The sequence below is a fragment of the Curtobacterium sp. MCBD17_008 genome (genome assembly GCF_003234475.1).
Taxonomy (GTDB): domain Bacteria; phylum Actinomycetota; class Actinomycetes; order Actinomycetales; family Microbacteriaceae; genus Curtobacterium.
Genome location: NZ_QKTK01000005.1, coordinates 102273 through 128620, shown reverse-complemented (window position 1 = coordinate 128620; position 26348 = coordinate 102273). Strand labels below are relative to the sequence as shown.

The window sequence follows — 26348 nt, the reverse complement described above, 5'->3', positions numbered from 1 at the left end:
TCAACCGTCGATCCCGAGGGCGGCCGCCAGCCGGTCGCGCTGCACGTCCCCGACCACGGCGGTCACCGTCGGTCGGGTCAGGAGGTCGCGGGACAGGTCGAGCACGTCGGCGGCGGTGACGCGGTCGACACGCTCGAGGGCGGTCGCGAGGTCGGTGAACTCGCCGGTCCCGAGCTCGGCACGGCCGAGGCGGGTCATCCGGGCGTCGGAGTCCTCGAGCGAGAGCGTCAGCGCGCCCTCGATCTGCCCCTTGGCGCGACGGAGCTCGTCCTCGGTGATGCCGTGGTCGACCATGCGGCGGAACTCCCCGTCGATGATGTCGACGACCCCGGCGACGTTGTCGGGAGCGCAGCCGGCGTAGACACCGAACGCCCCGTTGTCGAGGTAGGCGGGTGCGAACGAGGACACGGCGTACGCGAGGCCCCGGCGTTCGCGGACCTCCTGGAAGAGCCGGGAGCTCATGCCCCCGCCGAGCACGGCGTTGAGGATGCTCAGCACCGGGCGGCGGTCGTCGCGGAGGTCGAGCCCCTGGGACCCGCGGAGCATGCTGACCTGCTCGGTCGGACGGTGCACGACCCGCACGGTGGACTCGACGGGGTCGGCGACGGGCTGCGCGGTGCGACGGGCGAGCGGCACGGCGGCTCCGGCGTCCGCGAAGACGGCCTCGACGAGCGCACAGAACCGGTCGTGGTCGACGGCGCCCGCAGCGGTGACGACGATGCCGTTCGGCTCGTAGTGCTCGGCGTAGTGCGCCATCACCTCGTCCCGCTGGACCTCGCGGATGGACTCCGGGGTCCCACCGATCGGGCGGCCGAGGGCGTGCCCGTCGAAGGTCGCGGCGAAGAACGCCTCCCCCGCCACGTCCGCCGGGTCGTCGGCCGCCATCGCGAGTTCCTCGAGGATGACCCCGCGCTCGACGTCGAACGCGGCCGGCTCGAGGGTGGAGTTCGTCACCATGTCGCCGATCACGCCGACCGCCATCGGGACGTCGGTGTCCCGGACGCGGGCGTAGTAGCAGGTGTACTCCTTCGCGGTCGCGGCGTTGTGCTCACCGCCGACGGAGTCGAACGCGACCGCGATGTCGAGCGCGGTGCGCTCCGCGGTGCCCTTGAACAGGAGGTGCTCGAGGAAGTGCGTGGAGCCGTACTGCCCGGCACGTTCGTCGCGGGAGCCGACCCCCACCCAGAACCCGATGCTCGTGGAGTGGACGGAGGGGACGGACTCGGTGAGCACACGGACGCCCGAGGCGAGAACGGTGCGCCGGACGAGGGCTCCACCGGACGTCACGAAGGACGTTTCCGGAGCCTCGAGCGGCAGCGGCACTGGGCGGTTCATCGTCATGACTCTACTGAAGGCCGGGCCGGGATCGCCCAGGCAGACCGCCGTCGGGAGAGGACACCCGAAGAGGGGTACAAAAAAGAAGGACAGACGGACTCGTCTGTCTGTCCTCATCGTGCTACAGTGGTGTCACCGGATCGGGAGCCCCCCTAGATCTCGATCCGGTGGCTCGGGACATCAGTCCTGCGCGGCACGAGTCCCCCCGCTCCGCCGCGGAGCCGATGACCCAAGGAGAGCCACGCTGTGACGGTCGATTCCCCCCAACCGACCGTCCAGCGTCTCCTGGGTCAGCGTCTGCAAGGACGGGCCCCGAGCAACCAGAACCTCGCGTCGCCGGACGGGTCGAGCGTCCCCCCGGCTCCCCGCTCCGGCGGCGCGAAGGTCCGCATCCTCGAGACGGCCACTCGCCTGTTCTACGAAGAGGGCATCCACGGTGTCGGCGTCGACCGCCTGATCTCCGAGGCGAGCGTCACGAAGGCGACGTTCTACAAGCACTACGGCTCGAAGGACAACCTGATCCTCGCTTACGTGCGTGAGCAGCACACCCGCGTGCAGGCCTGGATGGAGTCCGTCGTCGGCGACGCCGAGTCCCCACAGGCCGCCGTCCGCGCGTGGGTCGACGCCCTCGCCGCCGACGTGAACCGTCCGGACTTCCGCGGCTGCGCGTTCCTCAACGCGGCCGCCGAGTACCACGACCCGCGGGACCCGGTGCGCCAGGTCGTCGCCGTGCACCGCGACTGGTACACGGAACGCCTCGGTGACCTGCTGCAGGCCGCTGGACACCCGCTCCCCGGGGACGGTGCCGACGAACTCATGCTCGCCCGCGACGGCGCGATGTCCGGTGCCTACGCCGGTGACGCGATCGCGGCGACGGCAGCACTCAACCGGGTCGCCGAGCGGGTCCTCGCCGCCTGAGCGCCGACCGGAGCGCTCCCGGGATCCACCGGGCGCACGGGTGTTGGCTCGGAGCATGACGAACCACCCGAACTGGAACCTGCCCGACGTCCCCTCCTTCGACCTGTCCAGCCCCGACTTCACGGACGGCGGCCAGCTGCCCGACTGGGCCCGCGGCTCCGACGCCGGTGGCGAGGACCGTTCCCCGGCCCTGGCATGGTCCGGTGCCCCCGAGGGCACGCAGAGCTACGTGCTCACGGCCTACGACCCGGACGCCCCCACCGGTTCCGGCTTCTGGCACTGGGCCGTCTCGGACATCCCGGCATCGGTGACGTCGCTGCCGCAGGGCGCCGGCACGGACGACTCGCTCCTGCCCGACGGCGCCACCCGCCGCCGCAACGAGTTCGGCACCGACACGTTCCTCGGGGCCGCTCCGCCCGCGGGCCACGGTCCGCACCGGTACTTCTTCACCGTGAGCGCGCTCGACGTCCCGACGCTCGACGTCCCCGCCGGCGCGACGCCGGCCGTCGTCGGTTTCATGCTCCGCGAGCACCTGCTCGGTCGCGCGCAGCTCGTCGGCATCCAGGAGACGCCCGCCTCCTGACCCGGGCAGGACCGCGCGTCGAGCCCGGTCCCGACGGACGGCGTTGCCCGCGACGGCGGACGGCCGCCGACCCCATCGGGGTCGGCGGCCGTCCGTGCGTCGGGACGCGGGTCGATCAGCCCTCGGCGGGCATCTCGGCGTGGGTGCCGTGGTCGTCGCGACCCTCGGTGTCCACGTCGTCGGCCACGACCGGCGCGAGCGACAGCTTGCCGCGGTCGTCCACCTTGGTGACCTCGACCAGGATCTTCTGACCGACGCCGAGGACGTCCTCGACGTTCTCCACGCGCTTGCCACCGGCGAGCTTGCGCACCTCGGAGACGTGCAGCAGACCGTCACGGCCCGGGAGCAGCGACACGAAGGCGCCGAACGTGGCGATCTTCACGACGGTACCGAGGAACTGGTCCCCGATCTCCGGGTTCGTCGGGTTCGCGATCGCGTTGACCTGCGCACGCGCGGCCTCGGCGGACGGACCGTCGACGGCGCCGATGTAGACCGTGCCGTCGTCCTCGATGGAGATGTCGGCGCCGGTCTCGTCCTGGATCCCGTTGATCGTCTTGCCCTTCGGGCCGATCAGCTCGCCGATCTTGTCGACCGGGATGTTCACCGAGATCACGCGCGGCGCGGTGTCGGCCATCTCGTCCGGACCGTCGATGGCCTCGTTCAACACACCGAGGATGGCCGAGCGGGCCTCCTTGGCCTGCTTCAGCGCGGCGTCGAGGACGGACGACGGGATGCCGTCGAGCTTCGTGTCGAGCTGGATGGCCGTGACGAAGTCCGAGGTACCGGCGACCTTGAAGTCCATGTCGCCGAGGGCGTCCTCGGCACCGAGGATGTCGGTCAGCGCCGCGTAGCGGGTCTGGCCGTCGACGGTGTCGGAGACGAGGCCCATCGCGATGCCCGCGACCGGGGCGCGCAGCGGCACACCGGCGTTGAGGAGCGACAGGGTCGACGCGCAGACCGAGCCCATCGAGGTCGAGCCGTTGGAGCTCAGCGCCTCGGAGACCTGACGGATGGCGTACGGGAACTCCTCGCGCGACGGCAGCACCGGCACGAGGGCGCGCTCGGCGAGGAAGCCGTGCCCGATCTCGCGACGCTTCGGCGACCCCACGCGGCCGGTCTCACCGGTCGAGTACGGCGGGAAGTTGTAGTGGTGCAGGTAGCGCTTCTTGGTGACGGGCGACAGCGAGTCGATCTGCTGCTCCATCTTGAGCATGTTCAGCGTGGTGACGCCGAGGATCTGCGTCTCGCCGCGCTGGAAGACCGCGGAGCCGTGGACACGCGGGATCACGGCGACCTCGGCGTCGAGCGGACGGATGTCGGCGAGGCCGCGACCATCCATGCGGACCTGCTCGGTCAGGATGCGGCCGCGGACGACCTTCTTCGTGACCGACTTGTACGCGGCGCTGACCTGGCTGGTGGCGACCTCGGGCAGCGTGCCCGCGGCGACCTGCTCGGCGATGGCCGCCTTGACGCGCGACTTGAGCGCGTCGTCGGCGTCCTGACGCTCCGCCTTGCCGGCGATCTGGTACACGTCCCCGAGCTCGGAGAGGGCGAGGGACTCGACGGCGGCGTAGACCTCGTCGGCGTACGGCGGGAAGACCGGGTAGTCCTGGATCTCCTTGGCCGACTGCGCGGCGAGCTTCGCCTGCGCCTCGACGAGGGACTTGAGGAACGGCTTGGCCGCCTCGAGGCCCTGCGCGACGATGGCCTCGTCGGGCTTGGTCGCGCCGCCCTCGATGAGGTTCCAGGCGTGCTCGGTGGCCTCGGCCTCGACCATCATGATCGCGACGTCCTCGTTGCCCGCCTCGTCGGTGACGACGCGGCCGGCGACGGTGAGGTCGAAGACGGCGTCGGCGAGCTGCGACGCCTTCGGGAACGCGACCCACTGGTCGGTGCCGTTCGCGCCGGGGATGAGCGCCAGGCGCACACCGGCGATCGGGCCGGAGAACGGCAGACCGGAGATCTGCGTCGACGCGGACGCGGCGTTGATGGCCAGCGCGTCGTAGAACTCGTCCGGCGCGATGCTCAGGACGGTGATGACGATCTGGACCTCGTTGCGGAGGCCGTCGACGAACGACGGGCGCAGCGGCCGGTCGATGAGGCGGCAGACCAGGATCGCCTCGGTCGAGGGGCGGCCCTCACGACGGAAGAACGAGCCGGGGATCTTGCCGGCGGCGTACGAGCGCTCCTCGACGTCGACCGTCAGGGGGAAGAAGTCGAAGCCCTCGCGCGGGTGCTTGCCGGCGCTGGTGGCCGACAGCAGCATGGTCTCTTCGTCCAGGTACGCGGCGACGGCACCCTGTGCCTGCTGCGCGAGACGACCGGTCTCGAACCGGACCGTCCTGGTGCCGAAGCGACCGTTGTCGATGGTCGCTTCAGCGAACTTGATCTCGGGACCCTCCAAGAGGATGCCTCCTTGCGTGTGTGAGCAGCAGACCCGGCCTCGGGCACACGCGTGCACGTGCGCTCCACGACGCGGAACGCATGTCTGGCCAGCAGTGGGAGCACTCGGGACGCGGTTCGGCCCGGATGCCACCACCGATGACCAGCTTCGTGCCGGTCTGCGTGCGGTGTTGTGTGTCGTCGCGGGGAACGGTCCCCAGACCAGCCGACCTTAGCATTCCGAGGTGGACCGACGGCGGTGCCCCTGGCGAACGGGCGTGTCCTCGGTAGCCTGCTCCCATGCGCGGGGAAGCAGCACGACGGACGGCCGGACCACGGGTCGCAGCAGCACCACGGCGGGCACCTCGGCTGGGTCGTGCCCGGAGCACCCTCCTCACCGTCGGGGTGCTGGTCGGCGCCCTCGTGGTCCCCGCGGTGACGGCGGCCCCGTCCTCGGCGGCCCCGTCCTCGGCGACCGACTACCCGACGTGGCAGGACGTCCAGCGGGCGGAGGGCGACGAACAGGCGAAGCAGGCCGAGGTGGCGGAGGTCCGGGCCGCGCTCCGGTCGGTGCAGGCCGAGGCCGCGGAGAAGTCGCAGGTCGCCCTCGACACCGCCGCCGCGGCAGCCGCCGCCGAGGCGGACCTGGCCGAGGCCACCCGTACCGCCACGAGCCTCCAGGCCCACGCCGACGAGGCGTCCGCGACGGCCGAGCGCGCGCGGACCCGGGCCGGGCGCCTCGCGGCCGACCTGTACCGGGACGGCTCGACCGACCAGATGACCACCCGGATCGCGACGGCGGACGACCCCGACCAGCTGCTCTACCAGCTCGGCGCGCTCGACCAGCTGTCGACGACGTGGGACGGCGTCATGGACGAGGCCGCGGTCGCCGCCAGGACGGCGGCGTCGCTGCACGACCAGGCGGAGCGGGCCGAGGACGAGCGGGCGTCGCTGGCGGACCAGGCCGAGGCGACCGCCACCGCCGCCCGCGCGGCACAGCGACGGGCGGACGCGGCGGTCGCGGAGACCGAGTCGCACAGCGACGAGCTGTACGCGCAGCTCGCCGCGCTCCGGGACTCCACCGCCGAGACGCAGCGTCGCTACGAGGTGGGCCAGGCCGTCGCTGCGCAGGCGGCGGCGCAGGCGGCCGCCGCACGGGCCGCGGCCGAGACCGCGCGTGCCGCCGGCGGCGCTGCCAGCTCGGCGGACAACGCCTACCCGAGCACCGAGGGCGTCACCGTCGACCCGGCGGCCGCGCAGGCCTACGCGCGCAGCGCCATGGGTGCCCACGGCTGGGGCGACGACCAGTTCGGCTGCCTCGTCTCGCTCTGGACGCAGGAGTCCGGGTGGCGGGCGAACGCGCTCAACGCGTCGAGTGGCGCGTACGGCATCCCGCAGGCCCTGCCGGCGTCGAAGCTCGCCGCCGCGGGCGCGGACTGGCGGACGAACGCCGAGACGCAGATCGACTGGGGTCTGGCGTACATCGCGGACCGCTACGGATCGCCGTGCGGCGCGTGGGACCACGAGATGAGCGTCGACCCGCACTGGTACTGACCCGGCGGGCGCGACACCGGTGTCACCGGTGCTGCAGACCGCCGAGCAACAACGCGAAGTCGGTGACCGCCGGGAGCGCGTCCGCCTGCTGCGGCTGCCGCCGGGAGGCCCGGACCGCCCAGGCCAGGTCGGCTCCACCGCGGCGGATGCGCGCGTCGAGCACGCCCGCGTCGTCGCTCCCCCAGTCGTCCGTGGCGGCGAAGACCGCGGTGGGGACGACGGCGGCCCGGAGGTAGGCGAACACCGGTCGGATGCCGTGCTCGAGGGCGAGCGAGTGCCGTGCGGTCCCGCCCGTCGCGCCGAGCAGCACCGGCATGTCGGTGAGGGCGTCCTTGTCCAGCACGTCGAGGAAGGACTTCGCCAGGCCGCTCATGCCCGCCGTGAAGACCGGCGTGACGAACACGACCGCGTCCGCCTCGACGACCGTGGCCGTCGCCGCCGCGAGTGCCGGAGCGGAGAAGCGGGTCAGCATCGCGTCGGTGATCTCGTGGGCGAGCGGGCGGAGGTCGACGTTCCGGACCTCGACCGGGCCCGCTGACTCCCCCGCGAGCGCGGCACCGGCTGCGGCTGCGAGTCGGTCGGCGAGGAGGCGAGTCGAGCTGGGCTCGGAGAGCCCGGCGGAGACGACGGCGATGGTGGTCATGGAGACTCCCGACTTTCAATGCGTTTGCATGAACAGTACACGGAACCGCGGCGGACGGGGAGGCATTCCCGTCCGCGCCGGAAGCCGACGCACCCACCGGGGAACGACAGGAGCCCCGTCCCTCACGAGGAGGGACGGGGCTCCGGACCAGCAGGGCTGCGACGAGGCAGCACCCTGACGATGACTAGCGGCGCAGGCCGAGGCGCTCGATGAGCGCACGGTAGCGGGCGATGTCGACGTCGGAGAGGTAGCCGAGGAGACGGCGACGCTGACCGACCATGAGCAGCAGACCACGACGCGAGTGGTGGTCGTGCTTGTGCTCCTTGAGGTGCTCGTTCAGGTCGTTGATACGACGCGTCAGAACGGCGACCTGGACCTCGGGGGATCCGGTGTCGCCCGGGTGGGTCGCGTACTCTTCGATGATCTCCTGCTTGATCTTCGCGTCAAGTGCCATGGAGGATCCCCTTTCCTGCTCTGCGTGAGAGCGTGTCCGTTGCGCGGTGCCCACACCTGCTGTGTGAGCGCTCTTGATCCGCGGCCGTTCGACGGCAACCGAACGAGCATACCAGAGCGCGTCCCGCTCGACGAGCGGCGGTCAGACGGTCCGGGCCCGCAGGGGACGCCGCCGTCGGCGCTCCGGCAGCAGGCTCCGGACGAAGCCGACGAACGTCGCACCGAGCAGACCACCCATGCCGTTCGACAGCACGTCGCGGGGGTCGGCGACCCGGTAGGGCAGGTACACGGCCTGCGCGAACTCGATGCCGACCGAGAGCGCGACGGCCACCACGGCACCGAGGACCCACCAGCGCCGGGGCAACCACAGCGCCGCGATCAGCCCGACCGGCACGAACATGGCGACGTTCGCCAGGAACTCGGTCCGGTCGTAGGTGAACCACGCCCCGTGCGGCAGCTGCTGGACCCAGGCGACGGCGCGGAGCACGAGGGAGTTCTCGGCCTCGGTGAAGACGTGCGGGGTGAGCGTCATGCGCCAGATCACCCAGGCGTAGCCCGCCGTCAGGGCGAGGAGGAGCAGTTTCCGGAGCATCGGGCCAGTTTGGGGCACCCCTGCTGGCCGGGCCCTGGGCGGCACCCTGGCATCCGGTGCCGATCGGGTGGGAACATGGCGGGCGAGAGCGACGCCGACCGGGGGCGGCGCCCGAGCGGGAGGACGGCCCATGCCGGGAGCGCAGCGCACCTCGACCCGCCGACAGTGGGTGTGGATCGGGGTCGTCGCCGCGCTCGTCACGGCCGTCGTCGTCGCGGTCACGGTGGTCTTCCCGGGCACCGGCGACCGCCAGGTCGTGCATCGCAAGAGCGTCGCCGAGGCGTGGTCGGGTGGCCTCGCCCGTCAGCCGGCGAGCGCGAACCAGCCACGCTGGCACGTGACCGCGGCGCGGGACGCGGGCCGGGTGACCACGGCCGAACGCCTCGCCGTGATCGCCGACCAGCCCCTCGCGACGTGGCTCACCGACCCGTCCGTCCCGGAGACCGTCGACACCGTCCGGAGCGTCCTCGCCGCGGCCCGGTCGCAGCAGGCGACCCCGGTGTTCGTGCTCTACGCGATCCCGGACCGTGACTGCGGCCACTGGTCGCGCGGCGGCACCGCCGAGGACGACTACCTGCCGTGGGTCCGCGCGGTCGTGCGTGCGCTCGCGGGCTCGCACGCGGTGGTCCTGGTCGAGCCGGACTCGATCGCGCAGATCGCCGTGTGCGAGCGGCTGCGGGACACCCGGCTGCCGCTCCTCCGGAAGGCGGTCGGGGCCCTGACCGGGCACGGCCTGACGGTGTACCTGGACGGCGGGAACGAGAACCGGGTCCCGGTGGACACGATGGCCGGGTGGCTCCGCCGGGCGGGCGTCGACCGCGTGCAGGGCTTCGCCACGAACGTGTCGAACTTCTACCGCGTGGACCAGGAGCGCGCCTACGCCGACGAGCTCGCCGACGCGATCGGGGGCGACCCGCACTTCGTCATCGACGTCTCACGGAACGGGCAGGGGTGGCGGGGTGACTGGTGCAACCCCGACGGCGCCGGCCTCGGCCAGACCCCGCACGTCACGCGCGGCACCACCCGGCTCGACGCGCTGCTGTGGGTGAAGACGCCCGGGCTGAGCGACGGCGCGTGCAACGGCGGACCGGCCGCCGGCGAGTGGTGGGAGTCGTACGCACTCGCCCTGGTCGCGAACCGCAAGCGCGACTGACGGCGGAACCGACAGCCGGGAGGCCGGTCGCCGAACCGGCTGTCGGCCCCCGGTGGTTGCATGTCGCCATGACCAGCCGCTCGCCGCGCTCCGTCGTCCCGCCGTACCTCCTCCGCGCCGTCGCCGACGCACCGGAGGACCGGTTCCCGCGCGCTGCCGCCGCAGCCCGGACCGCCCTCGCCTCGATGGACCGCGTCCAGGAGCCGAAGCACGTGACCGGCCTCCGCGCGGCCAGGACCGCCGGGGCGCCGGACGTCGCTCCGCGGCGCACGATCGCGGACGCCGCCGGCACGACGACGCTGCCGGGCAGGGTGGTGCGGCGGGAGCGTGACGGCGACACCGGGGACCCCGCGGTCGACGAGGCGTACGCGGGCCTCGGCGCGACGCACGCGTTCTGGCTCGAGGTGTTCGGACGGGCGTCGATCGACGGCGCCGGACTCCCCCTCGACGCCACCGTGCACTACGGGCGGGAGTACGACAACGCCTACTGGGACGGGCAGCGGATGGTGTTCGGCGACGGAGACGGCGAGGTCTTCCGGCGGTTCACCGTCGCGGTCGACGTCATCGGGCACGAGCTGGCCCACGGCGTCACGCAGTACACCGCGGACCTCGTCTACCAGGGGCAGTCCGGAGCGCTCAACGAGTCGATGAGCGACGTCTTCGGCGTGCTCGTCGCCCAGTACGCCGCCCGGCAGACCGCGGAACAGGCGTCCTGGCTGATCGGCGAAGGGCTGTTCACGGACGCCGTGCACGGGGTCGCCCTCCGCTCGATGCGTGCGCCGGGCACGGCCTATGACGACCCGGTGCTCGGGGCGGACCCACAGCCCGCGACCATGGCCGACTACGTGGAGACCGCCGAGGACCAGGGCGGCGTGCACCTGAACTCCGGCATCCCGAACCACGCGTTCTTCCTCGCCGCGACCACGGTCGGCGGACCGGCCTGGGTCGGCGCGGGACAGGTGTGGTGGGACGCCCTCACCTCGGCCGAGGTGTCGGCGTCCATCGACTTCGCCGGCTTCGCGGCCGTCACGGTCCGAGCAGCGGCGGCGCGGTTCGGAGCGGGCTCGCGCGAGCACACCGCCGTCGCCGGTGCCTGGCAGCGCGTCGGGGTGACGGTCTGAGCCGCAGCAGCGCTGCTCGACCGGGCACTCCGGAGCGGATGCGGAGGGCGTAGGTTCCGGGGCATGCAGATCGTCGTGCGCCGCAGTGGTGGGTTCGCCGGCCTCCCGCGGGCATGGCGGGTCGACACCGATGCCCGTCCGGACGCCGACCGGTGGACGGAACTCGTCGGGGCACTCCCCGGCGACGGGTCCGTGGCACCCGGGGCGGCTCCGGACGGTGCGGGTGGGGAGGGTGTGGGTGGGGAGGGTGCCGATCGTGACGACAGCGCCGTCCGCGACGACTACGTGTGGACGGTGACCGTCGCCCGGACCACGGTGACGATCCCGGGTCGTCGCCTGGACGGCCCGTGGGCGGCCCTCGTGGAACAGGTACGCGACCAGGGCGAGCCGGCCTGACGGGGTCGCTCCCGAGCCTCCCGGCGGTTCGGACGCACCGCAGGAGGCACCGGCCCGACCGGCGGGACGGTCAGGCGACCTCGATGACCGTGAGCCGGCGGGTGGGACGGGTCATCGCGACGTAGACGGCCGCGGCGGCCCGAGCGGCGTCGGAGCCGACCCGGTCCGGGTCGACGAGCAGCACGCCGTCGAACTCCAGGCCCTTCGCGTCCGCGCCGGTGAGCACCGTGACCGACCCCGGCCGGGGTGACCCGAGCCCGCGGACGTCGGCCTCGGTCCGGGCCAGGCGCTCGCGGACGGCGGCCACGTCGGCCTCCGGCACGATGACGCCGATCGTCCCAGAGCCGATCAGGTCGCGCTCGCCGTCGACCCGGTCCGCGACCGTGTCGAGCAGGTCCGCCCGGTCGACGCGCAAGCGCTCGACGGGGTCGCCGTCACGGACCGCCTCGTTCGCGGTCACCGTGAGACCGGCCGCCGCGGCGAAGGCCCCGGCCGCCTGGACGATCGAGCGCGGGGTGCGGTAGTTGACGGTGAGCTCCTCGAGGCGCGAGTCCAGCGGTACCTGCGGGGCACGACCACGACGACGACGGGCGAGCGCACCGCGGACGTCGTCCCACGTGCGGGCGGCACCCGGCGACGAGCCCTGCGCCATGTCACCGACGATCGTGAAGGACCGCAGCGGGTTGCGACGTGCCAGGACCCGCCACTGCATCGGTGAGAGCTCCTGCGCCTCGTCGACCACGATGTGCCCGTAGGTCCACTCGCGGTCCTCGGCGGCACGCTCGGCGGTGGAGCGCGGGTCCCCGCCCTCCGCGAAGGCACCGGCGACCTGCTCGGCGCTGACGATGCCCTCGACGCCCATGTTCTCGATGGCCTGCCGGGCGTTCTCGATGTCCCGGTTCCGGGTGGCCTTCGCCTGCCGCTTCGCCGCACCACCGGTCGGGTCGAACACCCCGAGCAGCTCGGCCGCCTCGTCCAAGAGCGGCACGTCCTCGACCGTGAAGCCGGCCCCGCGCTCGCGCCGCAACAGGGCACGGCGCTCGGGCGACCAGTTCGGTGTGAGGGACGCGAGCCAGTTCGGCCGGGCGTACAGGTCCTCGAGGAGCTTCTCGGCCGGCAGCGGCAGCCACGCCGTGTTGAGCAGGACCCGGGCGTCGTACGAGCTGCGGATGTCCTCGCGCAGCACCTTCTCGTCGGCCTCGTCCACCGTCGTCCCGCGGTGCCGCAGCTGGTCGGCGAGCAGTCGCGTCATGGCGTCGAGTGCGTTCTTGTTGAACGTGACGCGGGCGACGTTGTGCGGCTTGCCGCGGTCCTGGGCACGGCGCATGGCGTCGGCGACCAGCTGCGGCGGGACGACGAGCCGTTCGCCCTCGACGTCGAGCGTGACGGACTCGGTCGGGACGACCTGCCGCGACCGGACCGCGCGGCGGAGCAGGTCGGCCATCTCGCCGGACCCCTTCACGGCGGCGACGTCCCGACGGTCGTGCACGGTGGTGTGGAGCCCCGGGTGGAGCGACCCGAGGGACGCCATCACGACACCGGTCTCACCGAGGGACGGCAGCACCTGCTCGATGTACGTCAGGAACGCCGGGGACGGCCCGACGACGAGCACGCCGGAGCCGCGAAGACGCTCCCGGTAGGAGTAGAGCAGGTACGCCGCGCGGTGCAGTGCGACGGCCGTCTTGCCGGTGCCCGGCCCGCCCTGCACGATGAGGACGCCCTCGAGCGGGGAGCGGATGATCCGGTCCTGCTCGCCCTGGATCGTCGCGACGATGTCGGTCATCCGCCCGGTGCGCTCGGCGGTGACGGCCGCGAGAAGGGCTCCCTCGCCCTGCAGGTGCGTGCGCTCGTCGTCGTAGAGCGTGGCGTCGAACACCTCGTCCTCGACGCCGACGACCGTGCGGCCCTCGAGCGTCAGGTGACGTCGGGCCCGCATGCCCATGGGATGCGCCGCGGTGGCCTGGTAGAACGCGCTCGCACCCGGTACACGCCAGTCGAGCAGCAGCGGCCGGTGGTCGGCGTCCCGCAGCCCGACGCGCCCGATGTACCGGAAGGCGTCCTCATCGGCGGGCGGGTCCTGGACCTCGAGCCGCCCGAACACCAGGCGGTCGCCCACGCGCCGCAGGGTGGCGACGGTGTCCTCGTAGAGCCGGGCGAAGGCGTCGCGCTCGGTCCGGCTCTGGTGGTTGCCACCGACTGCCTGCCGGCGGGTCTCGACGAGCCGCTGCTCGGCCTCGGTGGTCAGTTCGTCGAGTCGGTGGAACAGACCGTCGACGTAGCCGCGTTCACGGTCGATCTCGGTCGGTTCGGAAACACGCGGTTCGGACACTCGCAACCCTTCGGGACAGGGGTACCGATGATATCCCCCTGCCCCGGTCGGGTCCGAACGCGAGCGCCCGCCTACATCTCCTCGTGCGTGTCCGGGTCGCCGTCCCAGAGCCGCCCGCGCTCGAGCGCGGAGATGGCCCGGACCTCGTCGTCGGTCAGCGCGAAGCCGAACACGTCGAGGTTCTCGCGCTGGCGGTCCGGGTCGCCCGACTTCGGGACCGGCACGGCGCCGAGCTGGACGTGCCAGCGCAGCACGACCTGGCCGGCCGAGACACCGTGCGCTGCGGCCGCGGCGGTCACGGGTCCCTCGGTGAGGAGCTCGGACTGCTTCGCCAGCGGGCTCCAGCTCTCGGTGACGATGCCGAGACGCTGGTGCACGGCGCGGAGGTCGGCCTGCGGGAAGTACGGGTGCAGCTCGACCTGGTTCACCGCCGGGGCGACCCCGGTGGCGTCGAGGATGCGGTCGAGGTGCTCGGGGGTGAAGTTCGAGACACCGATCGAGCGGACCTTGCCGCTGTCCCGGAGGTCGACGAACGCCTTCCAGGTCTCGACGAACTTCCCGACGGACGGGTTCGGCCAGTGGATGAGGTACAGGTCGAGGTGGTCGAGCCCCAGGTTCGCCAGGGTCTCGTCCACCGAGCGGTGTGCCTCGTCGTAGCCGTGGTGGCGTCCCGGGAGCTTCGACGTCACGACGAACTCGTCGCGCGGCACGTCGGACTCGCGGACCGCACGGCCCACCGCGTCCTCGTTGCCGTAGTTCAACGCGGTGTCGAGCAGGCGGTACCCGCTCGTGATCGCCGCACCGACCGCCGCGACCCCTTCGTCCCCGTCGAGCGAGTACGTGCCGAGGCCGAGCGCCGGGATGCGGTGTCCGTCGTTCAGTTCGAGGGTCGGGACCTCCGGGACGCCCGCCATCAGCGGACGCCGAGCAGGTCGATGACGAAGATGAGCGTCTTGCCGGAGAGGAAGTGTCCGCCGCCGGCCGGGCCGTAGGCGAGCTCCGGCGGGACGACGAGCTTGCGGCGACCGCCGACCTTCATGCCGGGGATGCCCTCCTGCCAGCCGCGGACGAGCGCCGCGAGCGGGAAGTCGATCGGCTCGCCACGACCCCAGGAGCTGTCGAACTCCTCGCCGGACTCGTACTCGACGCCGGCGTAGTGGACCTTGACGGTCGAGCTCGCCTCGGCGACGTCGCCGTCGCCCACGACGATGTCGGTGACCACGAGGTCGGTGGGGGCGGGGCCCTCGGGGGCGTCGAACTCGGGCTTGCTGTTCAGGTCAGTCATGCCCGACAGTCAACCAGAGGACGTGCACGTGCCCCGCAGGAGCCCTCCAGGCCACAGAATGGTTCCACTGTGACACCAGACGCCCCCGCGAAGCCCCGCCGCTCCCTGCTCGCCGACCTCACCCCGCTCCGCCGCTCCCCCGCGTTCGCGCGGCTCTGGATCGGCAGCTCGATCGCGGGCATCGGCACCATGATGACGAGCGTCACGGTCGGGCTCGAGGTGTACGAGATCACGCGCTCGACGTTCATGGTGTCGCTCGTCGGCGTCATCTCGCTCGTGCCGATGATCCTCGCCGGGCTGTACGGCGGCATGCTCGCGGACGCCTTCGACCGCCGCACGGTGGCCCTGGTCTCCGCCGTCATGGCCTGGGTGTCGACCGCGATGATCGCCGCGCACGCCTGGCTCGGGCTCGACAGCGTCGTGCTGCTCTACGTGCTCGTGACCGTCAACGCCGTCGCGGGCACCGTGATCGGCGCGTCCCGGGCGGCGATCGTCCCGCGGCTGGTGGGCAACGACCTGCTCCCCGCGGCGAGCGCCCTGAACAGCATCAGCGCCGGGTTCTCCGTGACGGTCGGGCCGGCGGTCGGCGGTGTGCTCGTCGCCGCGTTCGGCTTCGCCCCGACCTACACGGTGGACGTCGTGCTCTTCAGCGCCGCGTTCCTCGGCGTGGTGACGCTGCCACGGATGGCTCCCGAGCACGACGCCCTCCGTCCGGGCCTGTCGTCGCTCGTCGAGGGTGCGCGGTTCCTCCGCCGCTCCCGGAACATCACGATGACCTTCGTGCTCGACATCATCGCCATGACGTTCGGGCAGCCCCGGGTGCTGTTCCCCGCGATCGGTGCCCTGGTCGTCGGCGGTGGGTCGATCACGGTCGGCACCCTCTCGGCCGCCTACGCGGTCGGTGCGCTGCTGTCCGGTGTCTTCTCCGGCCCGCTCGGGCACGTCCGCCGACAGGGCGAGGCGGTCGGCTGGGCGATCACCGTCTACGGCGGCGCGATCGCCGCGTTCGGCGTCGTCGTCGCGGCCGCGCACCTCCTCGGCGGACGGGCGTCGGAGACGTTCTCGACGGGGATCCTGCCGGCACTGGCGCTCTGCGCGCTGGCCCTCGCGGTGGCCGGCGGCGCGGACAACGTGAGCAGCGTGTTCCGCGGGACGATCCTCCAGGCCGCCGCGCCGGACGGCATGCGCGGCCGACTGCAGGGCATCTTCATCGTCGTGGTCACCGGTGGGCCGCGCGTGGGCGACCTGTACGCCGGTCTGGTCGTCGCAGCGGGCTTCGCCTGGCCGCCGCTCATCGGCGGCGTCCTCATCATCGCGCTCGTCGCGCTGCTGCTCCGGCTCGTCCCGTCGTTCCGCCGGTACGACGCGCTGCACCCGAACGCGAACTGACGCGCCGCGCCGCGTCTCCGTCGTGCGCACGGACGCGCCGCGTCGCGTCCGCCCCGCGCACGGTGCGGACGGGAGGCTGCGCGCCGGACCCGGGGCGTGCCTCCCGTCCGGCAGCGGTCAGGACCGGCGACGGGCCTCGGCGTCCCGGGCGGCCTCGTCGAGCATCTCCTCGGTCACGACCGGGACGGCACCGGTCGCCAGCTCGATGCCGGACAACCGGGCGGGGCTGAGCACCCGGTGCACCTGGTCCGCGTCCATGAGACCCGCGGCGATCACCAGGGTCGAGATCGGGGTCGACGTCGTCAGGGCGGTGTGCGCGATGGACGCCGCCGCTGCGTAGCCGATGTACGGCGTCAGCGCGGTGACGACGCCGACGTTCGTGTCCACCTGGGCGGCGAGCCGTAGCTCGTTCGCCCGGATGCCGGTCACGCAGTGCTCGCGGAGCGTCGCGCACCCGCGGGTCATCCACTGCAGGGACTGCAGGATCGAGTGCGCGATGATCGGCTCGAACGCGTTGAGCTGGAGCTGACCACCCTCGGCCGCCATCGTCACCGTGGTGTCCGCGCCGGCGACCGCGAAGGCGATCTGGTTGACGACCTCCGGGATGACCGGGTTCACCTTGCCGGGCATGATCGACGAACCGGCCTGCCGCGGCGGCAGCGTGATCTCCCCGAGGCCCGCCTGCGGGCCGGACGCCAGGAGCCGCAGGTCGTTGCAGATCTTCGACAGCTTCATCGCGCTGCGCTTGACCGTGCCGGACAGGGTCATGAACGCGCCGGCGTCACTCGTCGCCTCGATGAGGTCCGGGGCCGTGACGACGTCGATGCCGCTCGCCTCCTGCAGCTGCCGCCGCACCTCGTCGCGGTACAGCGGGTCGGCGGTGATGCCCGTCCCGATCGCGGTCGCGCCGAGGTTCATCTCGCCGAGGAGCGGCACCACCCGGCGGAGCTGGACGACGTCCTCGGCGATGGTGTGGGCGAAGCCGGTGAACTCCTGGCCGAGCGTCATCGGGACCGCGTCCTGCAGCTGCGTGCGGCCGACCTTGAGGACGTCGGCGAACGCCTCCCCGCGCTCCGCGAACGCTGCCGACAGCTGCTCGAGCTGGTCGGCGAGCCGGCGCACACCGGTGATCATCGCGATCTTGATGCTCGTCGGGTACGTGTCGTTCGTCGACTGGCTGCGGTTCACGTGGTCGATCGGGTGCAGGTACGCGTAGTCGCCGCGCTCCCGGCCGAGCAGTTCGAGGGCCCGGTTCGCCAGGACCTCGTTCGTGTTCATGTTCGTGCTCGTCCCGGCGCCACCCTGGACCACGTCGACGACGAACTGGTCCCGCAGTGCCCCGTCGCGGACCTCCTGCGCGGCACGGTCGATCGCGTCGGCCCGCTCGGCGTCGAGGACACCGATCGCCTTGTTCGCCCGGGCCGCCGCCTGCTTCACGGTCACGAGGGCCGCGACGAGGTCCGGGTAGACCGCGATCGGCACCGAGGCGATCGGGAAGTTCTCCATCGCCCGGAGGGTGTTGATCCCCCAGTAGGAGTCGACCGGCACCTCCCTCGAGCCCAGGGAATCGGTCTCGGTGCGGGTGGCAGCGCTCGTCACGTCGTGGTCCTCTCCGTCGCGGTCACCTCCCGAGGCTAGCCCGCGACCGTCCAGCCGGTGCGGCCGGCCAGGAGGTCAGTGGAAGGCGGGGACGATGAGGTAGACGCCGTACAGCACCGCGGCACCGCAGGCGGCGAAGCAGACCACGGCGAGCGCCCGGAACGCACGGATCGCGGTGGAGGCCGCGGTCGGGTCGGGGAAGCCGGCGGTGGCCGGGCCGACGGTGCCGTCGTCCTTCACCGTGTACTTGCCCGCTCGGGCGTCGGCGGCGCTCCAGAGGCGGAGGCCCACGGAGTAGACGGTGACGACGAAGCACGCCGACACGACGGCCACCAGTGCGACGAGCAGGAACGCCGCCCAGTCGATACCCATCAGCAGGTCCCTCCGAGCAGGAACGCTCCGCCGCGTCCGTCCATGGCGATACCCATCAGCAGGTCCCTCCGCAGCGTCCGTCCATGACGATACCCATCAGCGACGGCCTCCCTTGCGTCCGGCCATGCGGCGGAGGGTCCGCTCGCGGCTCAGTTCGGCGCGACGCGCGGCGACGGCCTCGGCACGCTTGGCGCGCTGCAGGTCGCGCCGCTCCTTGCGGGTCAGCACGGCGTTCGCGGCGACGTCGACCTCGATGGCCGCGGCGTGCTCGTGCGGCTTGCGCAGCGACCACAGGTACAGGCCGAGGATCACGGCACCACCGATGACCGCGTCGAGCACGAGACCGATGACGCCGAAGTGGGCGATGCCCGAGGCGATCGCCCCGACCGCCGCGGCGGCGGGCAGCGTGATGAACCACGCGATGACGATCTTGCCGGCCGTCGACCACTGGATCTTCGAACCGCGGCGGCCGAGGCCCGCGCCGATGATCGAGCCCGACGACACCTGCGTCGTCGACAGTGCGAAGCCGAGGTGGCTCGACGCGAGGATCGTGGCGGCGGTGGACGCCTCGGCTGCGAAGCCCTGCGTCGCGCGGATCTCGGTGATGCCCGAGCCGAGCGTCCGGATGATGCGCCACCCGCCCGTGTAGGTGCCGAGGGCGATCGCCAGGGCACAGGCCACGACGACCCAGAACTGCACGCCCTGGTCACTCGACTGCGCGCCCGAGGCGATGAGCGTCAGCGTGATGACACCCATCGTCTTCTGCGCGTCGTTCGTGCCGTGGGCGAGCGACACCATCGAGCTCGTGAACACCTGTCCGATGCGGAAGCCCCCGCGCTCGTTCGGGAACACCGGACGACGGGTCACGCGGTAGGCGATGCGCGTGGCGAGGAGCGACACGAGCGCGGCGATCACCGGCGACAGGAAGGCCGGGATGATCACGACCGTCAGCAGTGCCGCGTAGTTCACCGAGTCGAAGCCGGCGCCGACGATCGCGGCGCCGATGAGCCCGCCGAAGAGCGCGTGCGAGGACGACGAGGGCAAGCCGCGCAACCACGTGATCATGTTCCACACGACCGCGCCGATCAGGCCCGCGAAGATCATCTCGGGGCTGATGGCGACGCCACCGGGGCCCTCGTTGATGAGCCCGTGCGAGATCGACGTCGCCACGGCGGTGCTGAGGAACGCACCGACGAGGTTGAGCACCGCGGCGACCGTCACGGCCACCTTCGGCTTCATGGCACCGGTGGCGATCGGTGTCGCCATCGCGTTGGCGGTGTCATGGAATCCGTTTGTGAAGTCGAAGAAGAGGGCCAACGCGATGACCAGGACGACTATGAGTGTGATGTCCACCGCGGGCAAGTGTCGCAGCCCGGCGGCTCCGGAGCAAACCCTGTCGTCCACCGGCCGTTCACCGGGGCTGCGGAACCGTTCAGCCTGCGAACCATCCGGATGGGAGGATGGGCCTCATGGGCACCGCGGAACTCCTCATCCTGTTGATCGGTTCGCTCGCGGTGACCGGCTTCGCCCGCGCCAAGGGGCTGCCCGCCCCGCTGCTCGTCACGGCCGTCGCGCTCGCCGTCTCGTTCCTGCCCGGCCTGCCGGAGATCGAGATCGACTCCGAGGTGATCCTCACGGTGATCCTGCCGCCGCTGCTGTACTCGGCGGCACTCGACGTGTCGTGGCAGAGCTTCCGGCAGTCGATCAAGCAGATCCGGCGACTCGGCATCGTCCTCGTCATCGTCACGGCGCTCGCGGTGGGACTCGCCGCGTACCTGATCATCCCCGACATGGACTGGCCGGCGGCGATCCTGCTCGGCGCCGTGGTCGCTCCGCCGGACGCCGTGTCCGCCGCCGCGATCGGCCGGAAGCTCGGACTCCCCCGCCGTGTGATGACGGTGCTGTCCGGCGAGAGCCTCATCAACGACGCGGCGTCGCTGACCCTGGTCCGGGTGTTCACGCTCATCGCCGCGGGCACGTCGCTCACCATCTGGCAGGACCTCGGCATCTTCGGCCTGGCGATCGGCGTCGGCTTCGCGGTGGGCATCGTCCTCGGCGTCGCGGTGCACTGGATCCGGATGCGCATCAACGACCCCGTGGTCGAGACGATCATGAGCATCCTGTTGCCCTTCGTCGCGTACGTCCTCGCCGAGCACCTGTCCGGCTCCGGCGTCATCGCGGTCGTCACCGCCGGCCTGTACATCGGGTACAACTCGCCGAAGGAGGGGTACGCGACGCGACTGCAGGAGCGCCCGCTCTGGACGAGCATCGACGTCATCCTCGAGGGGTTCGTGTTCGCCCTGATCGGGCTGCAGCTGAAGACGGTCGTGCAGGACCTGCTCGAGAGCAACCGCAGCCTGGCCCAGACCCTCACCGCGGCGGCCGTCGTGCTCGTCGTCGTGGTCCTCGTCCGTCCACTCTTCGTCTTCGAGTCCTACGCGCGCAACCGGATCAACGGCAGGTGGCTGAGACCGCTGCGCGTCCGGTTGTCCCGCGGGCACCGTTCCCTGCGGTGGTTGCGCGGCACGGCGGAGCCGAAGCTGAACTGGCGGGAGCTCACGGTCATCTCGTGGACCGGCATGCGGGGCGTCGTCACGCTCGCAGCAGCCGTCGCCGTCGTCTCCGACCCCGTCCAGGTCAAGGCGCAGGACACCATCTTCATCATCGCGTTCGTCGTGACGGTGGGCACACTCCTGCTGCAGGGGCTGACGTTGCCGTTCGTGATCCGCGCGTTGCAGGTGCAGGACCCCGGCGAGAGCGAGGAAGACGTCCGCAGCGAGATGCGCCTCAACCAGCGCACGACCGAAGCGGCGATCGCCCTGCTCGAGCGCCGACGTCCGGCCTGGGCGGAGCAGTACGGACACCAGGCCGTCGACAGCGTCGTGAACCGCCTGAAGGCCCGGCTCGAGCGGCAGGCCGAGACCCTCCGCCGCGATGCCGAGGAAGAAGAGGACGAGGAGCGCAACGCCCCGATGCGCCTCCGTGGCGCACAGATCCAGGACATCCGACGCGAGCTGCTCGACCGTCGCCGCGAGATCGTCCTCGAGGAGCGCGAGAAGGGCAACCTCGACGAGGAGGTCATGCGCCGCGTGCTCGTGACGCTCGACGCCGAGGAGCTCGCGATGGACTCCGCGCAGGCCTCCCGCAGCCGCTCCTGATCCCGTCGCCCACCCCGGAGGCACCCCTGCTGCCGCGGCGTATCGTGGAGCGCCAGACGACAGGACAGGAGCGCAGCGCCGAGTGAGCACGCCGCGGAACGACCGACCGAGGAAGAACGACCTGCCGGAACGGGCAGGTGGTGCGCGGACGGCCGCCGGTCCACCCGCCGCTGCCCGCTCCAGCGCGCCGCCGAAGCAGCAGATCGGGCGCTACCGGCGCTGGTACTCGACCCTGCACCCGTCCCTCCAGCTCATCGGGCTGCAGCTCTGGATGCCGCTGTTCTTCATCGTCGGCTTCTGCCTCTGCTACGTCTTCGCCTTCCACGCGCCGCATCCGCACGACGTCCCAGTGGCGCTCGTCGGCAGTGACCCGTCGTTCGTCGCGGCCGTGCAGAAGGCCCTGCCGGGTGAGTTCGTCTTCCACACCTACGACTCGCTCGCGGCCGCGAAGCGGGACGTCCTCGCCGGGTCGATGGCGGTCGCGTACGACCCGTCGGCCAACACCTTCTTCAAGGCCAGCGCGCACCAGTTCCAGGTCGCGAACCTCGTCCCGGCGACGCTGACGGCCGTGTTGACCGGCATCGGGGTCGCGACGCCGCAGGTCACCGAGCTCGCCGCGCTGCCGGCGCGGGACGAGTACGGCACCGTCCCGATGTACGTCATGCTCGCGTGGTGCATCGGCGGCTACATGGTCGCGATGTTCATCGGCATCATGGGCGGTCCCCTGCGGCACCGCACCCGCATGACCGTGATCGTCGTCGGCGGTCTCGTCATCTCCGTCATCACGAACACCCTCGCGGGTCCGGTCGTCGGCGCGATCTCCGGGCACTTCGTGCCGCTCGTGCTCATCGCCTGGGGGTGGATCGTGGCCATCGGACTCGCGGTCAACGGGCTGAGCTACTTCGTCGGCCGCTTCATCGCCGCCCCCGCGATGATCTGCTTCGTGTTCCTGTCGATGCCGTCCTCCGGCGGGGCCTACCCGAAGTGGTTCATGCCGGAGCCGTTCGCGTGGCTGAACCACGTCGTGGTCGGCTCGAGCATGGTCGACATGATCAAGCACGAGGTCTACGGCGTCGGCCCCGGTCCGGCCCGCGGGCTGATCACCATGGCCTGCTACGCGGCCGCCGGGCTCGTGCTCATGTACTTCGGCAAGCAGTGGTGGGAGCGCCGTCGCATCCGGGCGATCGTCACCGGCCGCACCACGATGTTCCAGGACGCGAACACCGCGAACCGCGAGTTCCTCGGTCGTGAGCGCGACGCCGAGCTCGAGCGGCACGGCCTGACCTCGACCGCGACCGGCACGCTGCAGGTGGTGCGCGACGACGGGTGGGAGGACGACCGCGCCGGCGGCGACGTGTTCACCGGTGGCCGCGACGGGCTCGAGAACGATCCGCTGGACCGCGGTCGGTAGCGCTCCCGGCGTCGGTATCCTGGGGTGACCATGTCCCGCATCGCCTGGCACCGCCTCCTCGTCACGATCGTCGTCGTCTTCCTCGTGCTCGCGGCGATGTCGTACGTCACGAGCATCGTCCTCGCGCCGAGCGGCGGCCGCAGCGTCGCCGGGCTCTGGGACGGCTGGGCGATGTTCTCGCTCGTGGCCGCGATCGCCTTCGGGGTCGTGGACTTCTTCGTGCGTCCGCTCGGCGGACAGAGCGGGGACGCGGACGTGATGGCCGCGGCCGAGGAGGCCCGGACCGGCAGCACGCGGACACAGCGGTCGCGCTGACCGTCGGTCGACGTCGGGCCCGCAGGCCTCACCGTCCGGCGTCCCCGGCGCTCAGGCCGGTTCCCCGATGCCCGTCCCGGTGAACCCGGCGACCGTCGCGTCGTCCTCGGCGAACACGACCCGCGCCTCGACCCGACCGCCCGCGAGCACACCGGGCAGCCAGTAGCGCGCGTCGTCCCACATCGCGTCGTAGGGGACGGCGTCGACCGGCACCCACCGCGGCTCCAGCTCGTCGCCGCCCGACGGCTCCCCCTGCCAGCGGCGGCAGACGAAGACGTCCGACACCTGGGACCAGGACGGGCGGAACGGGAACCGGTAGTCCAACGTGCCACGTGCCTCCAGGTCGGCAGCGTCGACGCGGAGACCGACCTCCTCGGCGACCTCGCGGACGGCGGTCTCGACCGCCGTCTCGTCGCCCTCGCGCTTGCCGCCCGGACCGACCACGCGGCCCGTGCCGAGCCCGCGTCGCTTCTCGCCGAGCAGGACCTCCGGCCCGTCCGCACCGTCCCGCAGCAGGTACACGACGACCACGGCCGGGTGCTGGGACTTGCTCTCGTCGCGCTCGGTCATGTGGTCCAGTGTGGCCGATCCGATGACGTACGCTCGTTGCATGGCAGGCGTGCTCTGGGGGCGTCATGGCTGAGTCCCGGAGGGCGGGGCGCAGCCTCGAGGTGCTGCGCGCCGAAGCCGCCGAGGAGATCTCGGTCATCGTCGAACACCGCTGCCGGCAGGGCGACGACCCGTGGGACTTCATGCACACGCTGCCGACCGTGGACGAGCAGGTCGTGCTCATCCTCCGCGCCGAGGCCATGGACGTCGACGTCCGGATCGGCCGCCGGAGCTCCCAGTGGTCGGCGCACCCGGCCTCCGGTCACGGCACCGAACACGGCGAGGAGTACCACCGTCTCCGGCGCATCGCGCTCCAGCACCCCGAGCTGACGCAGGCGGTCTGGAAACTCATGGACGCGCTGCCCGGCGGTCGCTGACCTGGGGTTGGATGGGTGGCATGACCGACACCGTCCTCGCCGTCCTGAACCAGCCCTCGCGGTCCGCAGCCCCGCACGACCCGGAGGCGGACGCCTTCACGTGGGAGAAGCCGCTCGAGGAGCACGTCCAGGTGATGGACCTCGGGCTCACCCGCGGGGACGGCGTCTTCGAGACGATCACGGTCATCGACGGCCGACCGCAGGCGCTCGAGGCGCACCTGGCCCGCTTCGTCCGCTCCGCCGCCAAGCTCGACCTGCCGGAACCGGACGTCGACGCGTGGCGGCGGGCGATCGAGGCCGTCTGTGCCCGGCTCGACCCGGTGCGCGAGGCGTACGCGAAGACCGTGCTCACCCGGGGCGTCGAGGGCCTCGGGCGTCCGACCGGGTGGGTCTACGCGGCGCCGTCGGCCGACCAGACGCGTGACCGCACCGAGGGCATCGGCGTCGTCACGCTCGACCGCGGCTACCGGCACGACGTCGAGCGGACCTCCCCGTGGCTGCTGCAGGGCGCGAAGACGCTCTCGTACGCGGTGAACATGGCGGCACTCCGGGAAGCCGTCCGCCGTGGAGCCGACGACGCGCTGTTCGTCTCGACCGACGGGTACGTGCTCGAGGGCACCCGCGCGAACCTCATCATGTCCGTGGGCGGCCGCTTCGTGACGCCCCGCAGCGACATCGGCATCCTCGACGGCACCACGCAGGCCGACGTCTTCCGCTTCGCCGAGCAGGAGGGCATCGAGACCGCCTACGAGCTCGTCACGCTCGACGACCTGCGGGCCGCCGACGCGCTGTGGCTGGTCTCCAGCATCCGGCAGGCGGCACCGATCCACACCGTCAACGGGGTGCGGATCGAGATGGACCTCAGCATGACGGAGCGCATCAACGACTTCCTGCTGGCGCGCGAGGACTGACGCGTCGGACGGGAGGCACGGGGCGGGAGTGCGCCGCGCCTCCCGTCCGACACGGTGTCACCAGCGCGGTGTCGTGACGCCCTGACCGTCGACGTAGGCGAAGACCTGGCGGCCCTCGATCCAGACGCGCTGCGCGCGGCTGGTCGCGTCGAGCGGGTCGCCGTCCCAGAGGACGAGGTCGGCGTCGTACCCCGCGGCGATGCGGCCGACACGGTCGCCGAAACCGAGGATGTCCGCGGGGGCGGAGGTGATCGCCTCGAGCGCGGTCTGCCGGGGCAGCCCGTCGCGGACGGCCATCGTGGCCTGGGTCACGAGCATGTTGATCGGGACGACCGGGGCGTCCGTCGTGATCGCGACCCGGACCCCGGCCGCCGCGATCGTGGCGAGGTTCGGGATGCCGCGGTCACGGAGCTCCACCTTCGACCGGCTCGTGAACAGCGGGCCGTAGACCACCGGGATGCCCTTCTCGGCGAGCAGGTCGGCGATCTTGTGGGCCTCGGTGCCGTGGTTCACGACCAGGCGGTAGCCGAACTCCTCGGCGAGGCGGATCGCCGTCGCGATGTCGTCGTGACGGTGGGTGTGCTGGTCCCAGGCGAGCTCCCCGTCGAGCACGCGCGCGAGGGTCTCCTTCGTGAGGTCACGCTCGAACGGCTCGTCCTTGCGCGCAGCGGCGTCGCGGGCAGCGCGGTAGTGGTCGGCGGCCAGGAAGGCCTCGCGGATGACCTTCGCGACGCCGAGGCGGGTCGACGGCGTCTGGCCCTTCTCGCCGTAGACGCGCTTCGGGTTCTCGCCGAGGGCGCTCTTCACGCTGACGCTGTCCGAGATGAGCTGTTCGTCGATGGTGCGGCCGCCCCAGGTCTTGATCGCGACCGTCTGCCCTCCGATCGGGTTGCCGGAGCCGGGCTTGACGACGATGCTCGTGATGCCGCCGGACAGGGCGTCGCGGAAGCCCTCGTCCTCGATGTCGACCGCGTCGATCGCGCGGACCGCCGCCATGTTCGGGCCGGTCATCTCGTTCGTGTCGTTCCCGGCGGAGCCGTTCGCCTCCTCGTGGATGCCCACGTGCCCGTGCGCCTCGACGAAGCCCGGCAGGAGCCAGGCACCGGCGGCGTCGACGACCGGCAGCCCGTCCGGCGGGGTGACGTCTGGACCGACGGCGGTGATCCGGCCGTCCTGCACGACGACCGCCCCGCCGTCGAACTCGTCACCCTCGACGGGGACGACGTGGGCACCGATGATCACGAACGTGTTGTCAGTCATTCCACAACGGTACCGATCGGTGGCCGTGCCGGGTCGGGTCGGGCCGACCGCGCCGGCCCGGCCCGTGCACACGACATCCGGGGTCTTCGCTGATCGGGCCGCACCGCCACTACCGTCGGCCGGTGCGAGGAACGGGAGGCAGCATGACGGGCACCACGGACACGACCGACAGCACAGTCACGATCGGCAGCACGGACACGATC

The 26348-nt window shown here is 72.0% G+C and carries 25 protein-coding genes; 12 read left to right on the top strand and 13 right to left on the bottom strand.

The annotated features are described in order from the left end of the window. On the bottom strand, nucleotides 1-1335 hold the full coding sequence (locus DEI95_RS06915; RefSeq protein WP_110890607.1) for a pitrilysin family protein: 1335 nt from the start codon (nucleotides 1333-1335) through the stop codon (nucleotides 1-3). Nucleotides 1336-1581: 246 nt separating this feature from the next. On the opposite strand from DEI95_RS06915, the gene DEI95_RS06910 reads away from it, so the two are divergent. After that, on the top strand, nucleotides 1582-2253 hold the full coding sequence (locus DEI95_RS06910) for a TetR/AcrR family transcriptional regulator (RefSeq protein ID WP_110823872.1): 672 nt from the start codon (nucleotides 1582-1584) through the stop codon (nucleotides 2251-2253). A gap of 55 nt (nucleotides 2254-2308) precedes the next feature. Further along, nucleotides 2309-2836 (top strand): YbhB/YbcL family Raf kinase inhibitor-like protein, encoded by a 528-nt coding sequence (locus DEI95_RS06905; protein WP_110890559.1) that lies wholly within the window; start codon nucleotides 2309-2311, stop codon nucleotides 2834-2836. 115 nt (nucleotides 2837-2951) lie between these two features. On the opposite strand, the gene DEI95_RS06900 is transcribed toward DEI95_RS06905, so the two are convergent. Continuing rightward, entirely contained in the window at nucleotides 2952-5240 is a 2289-nt protein-coding gene (locus tag DEI95_RS06900; protein ID WP_110823870.1) for a polyribonucleotide nucleotidyltransferase, read from the bottom strand. Between the two features lie 278 nt (nucleotides 5241-5518). On the opposite strand from DEI95_RS06900, the gene DEI95_RS06895 reads away from it, so the two are divergent. Next, the gene (locus tag DEI95_RS06895) at nucleotides 5519-6772 is read left to right on the top strand and encodes a hypothetical protein (protein ID WP_146243610.1); all 1254 of its coding nucleotides are present in this window, start codon (nucleotides 5519-5521) and stop codon (nucleotides 6770-6772) included. A gap of 22 nt (nucleotides 6773-6794) precedes the next feature. Here the strand turns inward: DEI95_RS06895 and DEI95_RS06890 are convergent, their stop codons facing one another. The 3 genes from DEI95_RS06890 to DEI95_RS06880 form a co-directional block, all read right to left on the bottom strand. Continuing rightward, on the bottom strand, nucleotides 6795-7415 hold the full coding sequence (locus DEI95_RS06890; protein WP_111059779.1) for a CE1759 family FMN reductase: 621 nt from the start codon (nucleotides 7413-7415) through the stop codon (nucleotides 6795-6797). Between the two features lie 184 nt (nucleotides 7416-7599). After that, a complete protein-coding gene (gene rpsO / locus DEI95_RS06885; RefSeq protein ID WP_110823867.1) occupies nucleotides 7600-7869 on the bottom strand; it encodes a 30S ribosomal protein S15 in 270 nt (89 codons plus the stop codon). Nucleotides 7870-8010: 141 nt separating this feature from the next. Next, nucleotides 8011-8460 (bottom strand): VanZ family protein, encoded by a 450-nt coding sequence (locus tag DEI95_RS06880; RefSeq protein WP_181436223.1) that lies wholly within the window; start codon nucleotides 8458-8460, stop codon nucleotides 8011-8013. A 130-nt stretch (nucleotides 8461-8590) separates the two neighbouring features. Here DEI95_RS06880 and DEI95_RS06875 point away from each other — a divergent pair, with 130 nt between their 5' ends. The 3 genes from DEI95_RS06875 (at nucleotide 8591) to DEI95_RS06865 (ending at nucleotide 11130) form a co-directional block, all read left to right on the top strand. Beyond that, nucleotides 8591-9613 (top strand): glycoside hydrolase family 6 protein, encoded by a 1023-nt coding sequence (locus DEI95_RS06875; RefSeq protein WP_111059777.1) that lies wholly within the window; start codon nucleotides 8591-8593, stop codon nucleotides 9611-9613. A 68-nt stretch (nucleotides 9614-9681) separates the two neighbouring features. Further along, nucleotides 9682-10734, top strand: coding sequence for a M4 family metallopeptidase (locus tag DEI95_RS06870; RefSeq protein ID WP_111059776.1), 1053 nt, complete (start codon nucleotides 9682-9684; stop codon nucleotides 10732-10734). Nucleotides 10735-10797: 63 nt separating this feature from the next. Beyond that, the gene (locus DEI95_RS06865; protein ID WP_110890553.1) at nucleotides 10798-11130 is read left to right on the top strand and encodes a protealysin inhibitor emfourin; all 333 of its coding nucleotides are present in this window, start codon (nucleotides 10798-10800) and stop codon (nucleotides 11128-11130) included. A 70-nt stretch (nucleotides 11131-11200) separates the two neighbouring features. Here the strand turns inward: DEI95_RS06865 and DEI95_RS06860 are convergent, their stop codons facing one another. From DEI95_RS06860 to DEI95_RS06850, 3 genes are all read right to left on the bottom strand, one after another. Beyond that, a complete protein-coding gene (locus DEI95_RS06860) occupies nucleotides 11201-13459 on the bottom strand; it encodes an ATP-binding domain-containing protein (protein WP_111059775.1) in 2259 nt (752 codons plus the stop codon). Nucleotides 13460-13530: 71 nt separating this feature from the next. Next, nucleotides 13531-14373: an aldo/keto reductase gene (locus tag DEI95_RS06855; RefSeq protein WP_111059774.1), complete on the bottom strand. Its 843-nt coding sequence runs from the start codon at nucleotides 14371-14373 to the stop codon at nucleotides 13531-13533. Next, nucleotides 14373-14744 carry an FKBP-type peptidyl-prolyl cis-trans isomerase gene (locus DEI95_RS06850; RefSeq protein ID WP_110823860.1) on the bottom strand — a complete coding sequence of 124 codons (372 nt, stop codon included), beginning with the start codon at nucleotides 14742-14744 and terminating at the stop codon, nucleotides 14373-14375. Before DEI95_RS06850 ends, DEI95_RS06855 begins: the two co-directional genes overlap by 1 nt. A 69-nt stretch (nucleotides 14745-14813) precedes the next feature. Here DEI95_RS06850 and DEI95_RS06845 point away from each other — a divergent pair, with 69 nt between their 5' ends. Beyond that, a complete protein-coding gene (locus DEI95_RS06845; RefSeq protein WP_110890551.1) occupies nucleotides 14814-16133 on the top strand; it encodes an MFS transporter in 1320 nt (439 codons plus the stop codon). A 117-nt stretch (nucleotides 16134-16250) separates the two neighbouring features. On the opposite strand, the gene DEI95_RS06840 is transcribed toward DEI95_RS06845, so the two are convergent. The 3 genes from DEI95_RS06840 to DEI95_RS06830 all read right to left on the bottom strand — a co-directional run bounded on the left by DEI95_RS06840 (nucleotide 16251) and on the right by DEI95_RS06830 (nucleotide 19457). Next, nucleotides 16251-17732 carry an aspartate ammonia-lyase gene (locus DEI95_RS06840; RefSeq protein WP_111059773.1) on the bottom strand — a complete coding sequence of 494 codons (1482 nt, stop codon included), beginning with the start codon at nucleotides 17730-17732 and terminating at the stop codon, nucleotides 16251-16253. Between the two features lie 75 nt (nucleotides 17733-17807). After that, nucleotides 17808-18104 (bottom strand): hypothetical protein, encoded by a 297-nt coding sequence (locus tag DEI95_RS06835; RefSeq protein WP_110823857.1) that lies wholly within the window; start codon nucleotides 18102-18104, stop codon nucleotides 17808-17810. A gap of 96 nt (nucleotides 18105-18200) precedes the next feature. Beyond that, nucleotides 18201-19457, bottom strand: a complete 1257-nt coding sequence (locus DEI95_RS06830; protein ID WP_110823856.1) for an inorganic phosphate transporter — start codon at nucleotides 19455-19457, stop codon at nucleotides 18201-18203. 116 nt (nucleotides 19458-19573) lie between these two features. On the opposite strand from DEI95_RS06830, the gene DEI95_RS06825 reads away from it, so the two are divergent. The 3 genes from DEI95_RS06825 to DEI95_RS06815 all read left to right on the top strand — a co-directional run bounded on the left by DEI95_RS06825 (nucleotide 19574) and on the right by DEI95_RS06815 (nucleotide 22988). Then, nucleotides 19574-21262, top strand: a complete 1689-nt coding sequence (locus tag DEI95_RS06825) for a sodium:proton antiporter (protein WP_110824021.1) — start codon at nucleotides 19574-19576, stop codon at nucleotides 21260-21262. A gap of 82 nt (nucleotides 21263-21344) precedes the next feature. Then, nucleotides 21345-22673 carry an ABC transporter permease gene (locus tag DEI95_RS06820; RefSeq protein WP_110911581.1) on the top strand — a complete coding sequence of 443 codons (1329 nt, stop codon included), beginning with the start codon at nucleotides 21345-21347 and terminating at the stop codon, nucleotides 22671-22673. 30 nt (nucleotides 22674-22703) lie between these two features. Next, a complete protein-coding gene (locus tag DEI95_RS06815; protein ID WP_146232769.1) occupies nucleotides 22704-22988 on the top strand; it encodes a hypothetical protein in 285 nt (94 codons plus the stop codon). Between the two features lie 51 nt (nucleotides 22989-23039). On the opposite strand, the gene DEI95_RS06810 is transcribed toward DEI95_RS06815, so the two are convergent. Then, nucleotides 23040-23558 carry an 8-oxo-dGTP diphosphatase gene (locus tag DEI95_RS06810; RefSeq protein ID WP_110823853.1) on the bottom strand — a complete coding sequence of 173 codons (519 nt, stop codon included), beginning with the start codon at nucleotides 23556-23558 and terminating at the stop codon, nucleotides 23040-23042. A gap of 65 nt (nucleotides 23559-23623) precedes the next feature. On the opposite strand from DEI95_RS06810, the gene DEI95_RS06805 reads away from it, so the two are divergent. Both DEI95_RS06805 and DEI95_RS06800 read left to right on the top strand, forming a co-directional pair. Continuing rightward, the gene (locus tag DEI95_RS06805; protein ID WP_110823852.1) at nucleotides 23624-23974 is read left to right on the top strand and encodes a tryptophan synthase subunit alpha; all 351 of its coding nucleotides are present in this window, start codon (nucleotides 23624-23626) and stop codon (nucleotides 23972-23974) included. Between the two features lie 20 nt (nucleotides 23975-23994). After that, nucleotides 23995-24885 carry an aminodeoxychorismate lyase gene (locus DEI95_RS06800; protein ID WP_111059811.1) on the top strand — a complete coding sequence of 297 codons (891 nt, stop codon included), beginning with the start codon at nucleotides 23995-23997 and terminating at the stop codon, nucleotides 24883-24885. A 57-nt stretch (nucleotides 24886-24942) separates the two neighbouring features. On the opposite strand, the gene DEI95_RS06795 is transcribed toward DEI95_RS06800, so the two are convergent. Continuing rightward, entirely contained in the window at nucleotides 24943-26145 is a 1203-nt protein-coding gene (locus DEI95_RS06795) for an amidohydrolase (protein WP_111059772.1), read from the bottom strand. Nucleotides 26146-26348: the final 203 nt, after the last annotated feature.

Bases quoted from the DNA above. Each gene is read 5' to 3' on its own strand.
- DEI95_RS06915 (WP_110890607.1), bottom strand. From the start codon at position 1,335: ATGAACCGCCCAGTGCCGCTGCCGCTCGAGGCTCCGGAAACGTCCTTC.
- DEI95_RS06905 (WP_110890559.1), top strand. From the start codon at position 2,309: ATGACGAACCACCCGAACTGGAACCTGCCCGACGTCCCCTCCTTCGAC.
- DEI95_RS06895 (WP_146243610.1), top strand. From the start codon at position 5,519: ATGCGCGGGGAAGCAGCACGACGGACGGCCGGACCACGGGTCGCAGCA.
- DEI95_RS06890 (WP_111059779.1), bottom strand. From the start codon at position 7,415: ATGACCACCATCGCCGTCGTCTCCGCCGGGCTCTCCGAGCCCAGCTCG.
- rpsO (WP_110823867.1), bottom strand. From the start codon at position 7,869: ATGGCACTTGACGCGAAGATCAAGCAGGAGATCATCGAAGAGTACGCG.
- DEI95_RS06880 (WP_181436223.1), bottom strand. From the start codon at position 8,460: ATGCTCCGGAAACTGCTCCTCCTCGCCCTGACGGCGGGCTACGCCTGG.
- DEI95_RS06875 (WP_111059777.1), top strand. From the start codon at position 8,591: ATGCCGGGAGCGCAGCGCACCTCGACCCGCCGACAGTGGGTGTGGATC.
- DEI95_RS06870 (WP_111059776.1), top strand. From the start codon at position 9,682: ATGACCAGCCGCTCGCCGCGCTCCGTCGTCCCGCCGTACCTCCTCCGC.
- DEI95_RS06865 (WP_110890553.1), top strand. From the start codon at position 10,798: ATGCAGATCGTCGTGCGCCGCAGTGGTGGGTTCGCCGGCCTCCCGCGG.
- DEI95_RS06855 (WP_111059774.1), bottom strand. From the start codon at position 14,373: ATGGCGGGCGTCCCGGAGGTCCCGACCCTCGAACTGAACGACGGACAC.
- DEI95_RS06850 (WP_110823860.1), bottom strand. From the start codon at position 14,744: ATGACTGACCTGAACAGCAAGCCCGAGTTCGACGCCCCCGAGGGCCCC.
- DEI95_RS06835 (WP_110823857.1), bottom strand. From the start codon at position 18,104: ATGGGTATCGACTGGGCGGCGTTCCTGCTCGTCGCACTGGTGGCCGTC.
- DEI95_RS06825 (WP_110824021.1), top strand. From the start codon at position 19,574: ATGGGCACCGCGGAACTCCTCATCCTGTTGATCGGTTCGCTCGCGGTG.
- DEI95_RS06815 (WP_146232769.1), top strand. From the start codon at position 22,704: ATGTCCCGCATCGCCTGGCACCGCCTCCTCGTCACGATCGTCGTCGTC.
- DEI95_RS06810 (WP_110823853.1), bottom strand. From the start codon at position 23,558: ATGACCGAGCGCGACGAGAGCAAGTCCCAGCACCCGGCCGTGGTCGTC.
- DEI95_RS06805 (WP_110823852.1), top strand. From the start codon at position 23,624: ATGGCTGAGTCCCGGAGGGCGGGGCGCAGCCTCGAGGTGCTGCGCGCC.
- DEI95_RS06800 (WP_111059811.1), top strand. From the start codon at position 23,995: ATGACCGACACCGTCCTCGCCGTCCTGAACCAGCCCTCGCGGTCCGCA.
- DEI95_RS06795 (WP_111059772.1), bottom strand. From the start codon at position 26,145: ATGACTGACAACACGTTCGTGATCATCGGTGCCCACGTCGTCCCCGTC.